1 protein-coding gene and 1 pseudogene are annotated in these 3,947 nt (G+C 64.8%); both read left to right on the forward strand.

What is annotated here, in order from left to right:
• Positions 1 to 42: 42 nt before the first annotated feature.
• A pseudogene (locus AB0I35_RS32310) lies at positions 43 to 129 on the forward strand (phosphopantetheine-binding protein); the annotation flags it as partial.
• Between the two features lie 12 nt (positions 130 to 141).
• A partial coding sequence (locus AB0I35_RS32315; protein ID WP_357400103.1) for an amino acid adenylation domain-containing protein occupies positions 142 to 3,947 on the forward strand: 3,806 nt, incomplete at its 3' end.

Below are 3,947 nucleotides of genomic sequence, written 5' to 3' on the forward strand. Positions count from 1 at the left end.
ATTGTGGCGGGATTGTTCGCCGAGGTGCTAGGCCTGGCCTCGGTGGGAGTCGATGATGACTTCTTTGCTCTGGGTGGGCACTCCCTGTTGGCGACTCGGTTGGGGAGTCGGGTTCGTGCGGTGTTGGGTGCCGAGTTGGAGATGCGCACGTTGTTCGAGGCCCCGACTGCGGCGGGGCTCGCTTCTCGGTTGGATGTCGAGCGGCAGCTGCGTCCGCCGGTTGTTGCTGTGGAGCGGCCGGAGTTGTTGCCGTTGTCGTTCGGGCAGCGACGCCTGTGGTTCCTGTCCACGTTGGAGGGGCCGAGCGCGACCTACAACGTTCCGTTGGCTCTGCGGCTCATCGGTGACGTGGATGTCGTCGCACTAGAGGCTGCGTTGGCCGATGTGGTGGAACGTCACGAGACACTCCGCACTGTGTTCACCGTCCAGGACGGTATCCCGTACCAGCAGATCCTGGCAGTCGGGGCGCCGCTTGCGGTGACCGAGGTGTCCAGCGAGGCCGACCTGGCCCCGGCGTTGTCGGCAGCTGCGCGGTACACGTTCGACCTCGCAGGGGAAGCGCCGCTGCGGGTGGAGCTGTTCCGGGTGGGACCGGATGTATCGGTGCTGCTATTGGTGTTGCACCACATCGCTGGTGACGCCTGGTCGTTGACACCGTTGTCCCGCGATCTGGTCACCGCCTACACAGCCAGAAGCCACGGGAGTGCCCCAGATTGGGTGCCGTTGCCGGTCCAGTACGCGGACTACACACTGTGGCAGAACGCGTTGCTGGGTGACCAGAACGACCCGGAAAGTTTGGCGGCCCGGCAGCTCTCCTACTGGTCTGGGGCTCTTGACGGGTTGCCGGAGCAGGCGAGTTTCCCCGCAGACCGACCACGGCTTGCAGTATCGACGTTCCGAGGCGATTCCCTAGCATGTGCGTTCGACGCTGAACTTCACCAGCGAGTCGTGGACCTCGCCCGGCACCTGGGCGCGACCGTGTTCATGGTGCTGCAGGCCGCGGCCGCAGCGCTCATGACCAGGTTGGGCGCCGGCACCGATATCCCTCTGGGCACCCCGATCGCCGGACGCACCGACGAGGCGGTCGGGGACCTGGTCGGGTTCATGACCAACACGCTTGTCCTGCGTACCGATACCTCAGGCAATCCCACGTTCGCCGACCTCGTCGACCGAGTCCGCGACGCTGACCTGTCCGCGTACGAGCGTCAGGACGTGCCGTTCGAGCAGTTGGTAGAGGTGCTGAACCCGGCCCGGTCCATGGCGTATCACCCGCTGTTCCAGGTCCTTGTGACCGTGCAGGACGTAGCGGCGCTGGACTTCCGCTTCCCGGGCGTCGACACCGAGTTCGAGAACGTCAGCACCGGGACGTCACGGTTCGACATCTCCCTCCAGTTCGGCGATGCCCGCTCGGATGGGAACCCGGAGGGTCTCCACGTGGTTGTGGAGTACAGCACAGATCTGTTCGACCGGTCTTCGGTGACGGGTTTTGTCGACCGGTTACGCCGCCTTCTGGAAGCGGTCACAACCGATCCCCACACCCGGATCGAGACGGTCGACCTGTTGTCGGAAGCCGAACGGCGGCAACTGGTGGTGGAGTGGAATGACACCGCGACCGATGTGCCCGACGTTGCGTTGCCGGAGCTGTTCGAATCCCAGGTGGCACGTACTCCGGACGCGGTGGCGGTGATCTTCGACGACGTCCAGCTGACCTACCGCGAACTCAACACCAGAGCGAACCTGTTGGCGCACGAGTTGATCAGGCGAGGCATCGGACCGGACCAAATCGTCGGAGTGGTGCTACTGCGGTCACTGGACCTGTATGCGGCGATCCTGGCGGTGCTGAAAGCGGGGGCGGCTTACCTTGCGGTGGACCCCGAATACCCGGCGGAGAGAATCCAGTTCATGCTGGAGGATTCCGCGCCAGCGCTCGCGTTCGTGACTGGCCGGACCGCAGACCTTGTACCCACTGCTCTTCCACAAGTTCGGATCGAGTCCGTTGCCGACGGGACCGATCGGAATCCGGTCGCAGGAGACCGAAACGGTGTTCTTACCGTGGCGAGTCCGGCGTATGTGATCTACACGTCCGGCTCGACAGGACGTCCCAAAGGTGTGGTGATGCCCGCCGGTGGGTTGCGCCGATTGTTGTGGTGGCATCGAAACTTCTACGGTGATGCGCTCCGGACGGCGCAGTTCACTTCGGCGAGTTTCGACGTCGCATCGCAGGAGATTCTGTCCGCGCTGTCGTTCGGCGGTGTGGTGCTGGTGCCAGGAGAGCGTATTCGGCGTAGCGGTGAGTTGCTGGTGGAATGGCTGGCACGCTGGGACGTCGAGGCGTTCTTCAGCCCTGACGTCGTGATCCAGGAACTGTGTGCCGCCGCGGTGAACTCCGGCGCGGGGTTGCCCCGGCTGCGGTCGGTGACCCAAGGCGGTGAGGCGTTGACGCTGTCGCCGGCAGTGCGGGAGTTCTGTGCGACTAGGCCGTGGGTGCGGTTGCACAATCATTATGGGCCGAGTGAGACGCACGCGGTGACCGGTTTCTCTCTGCCGACCGACGTCACTGACTGGCCGGTGACACCGCCGATCGGAACGCCCTTCGACAACGTTCGGACGTATGTACTCGACGCTGGACTGTCCCCGGTTCCATCCGGTGTGGTCGGTGAGTTGTATCTGGGTGGGGACTGCGTCGCGCAGGGCTACCTTGGCCGGCCTGGCCTGACATCGGAGCGGTTCGTTGCGGATCCGTTCGGTGGTGACGGGTCGCGGATGTATCGCACGGGTGACCAGGTCCGCTGGCGTCGTGACGGGCAACTCGAATTCTCGGGCCGCGCGGATGATCAGGTGAAGGTTCGGGGTTTCCGGATCGAACCGGGTGAGATCGAAGCCGTCCTACGAGCACATCCCGAGGTTACGACGGCAGCCGTGGTTGTGCGTGAGGACCGACCCGGCGACCACCGTCTGGTGGCCTACGTCGTGGGAGACACAGCGCCGACGGGGCTGCGCGCGTTTGTAGCGGAGCGGTTGCCGGAATACATGGTGCCCTCAGCCGTCATGGCACTGGCGCAACTCCCCCGTACTCCGAGCGGAAAACTAGACCGGCGGGCACTGCCCACTCCCGCAACCGGTGCCCTCGAAACGGTTCGGCTGCCGCGTACTCCGCGTGAGGAGATCTTGGCAAGCCTGTTCGCCGAGGTGCTAAGACTCGCCTCGGTGGGAGTCGATGACGACTTCTTCGCACTCGGCGGGCATTCGCTGTTGGCGACCCGGTTGGTGAGCCGGGTGCGTGCGGTGCTCGGGGTCGAACTGGAGATGCGCACGTTGTTCGATGCCCCGACCGTTGCCGGGCTCGCCTCCCGGTTGGATATCGAACGGGAGGTGCGCCCACCCATCGTCGCCGCGACCCGGCCGGAGTTGTTGCCGTTGTCGTTCGCACAACGACGCCTGTGGTTCCTACACCAGTTGGAAGGCCCGAGCCCGACCTACAATTTGCCGCTGGCACTGCGGCTCACCGGCGACATGGACATCCCCGCACTAGAGGCTGCGTTGTCCGATGTGGTGGAGCGCCACGAGATATTGCGCACCGTGGTCACTGTCCAGGACGGTACCCCGTACCAGCGAGTCCTCGCCGCCGGTGCGCCGCTTGCTGTCACCGAGACATCCAACGAGACCGACCTGGCCCCAGCATTGTCAGCGGCAGCGCGGCACGCGTTCGACCTCGCCGGAGAACCGCCGCTGCGGGCGGAACTGTTCCGGGTGGGACCGGATGTGTCGGTGTTGCTGTTGGTGTTGCATCACATCGCCGGTGACGGTTGGTCGCTGACACCGCTGTCCCGCGATCTGGCCTCGGCCTATGCCGCCCGTTGCGAGGGCGGTGTTCCGGATTGGGTGCCGTTGCCGGTGCAGTATGCGGATTACACACTGTGGCAGAACAGGTTGCTGGGTGATCAGGA

Origin of the sequence: Nocardia sp. NPDC050378 (assembly GCF_040655675.1) — a bacterium.
In the GTDB taxonomy this organism is placed as follows: domain Bacteria; phylum Actinomycetota; class Actinomycetes; order Mycobacteriales; family Mycobacteriaceae; genus Nocardia; species Nocardia coubleae.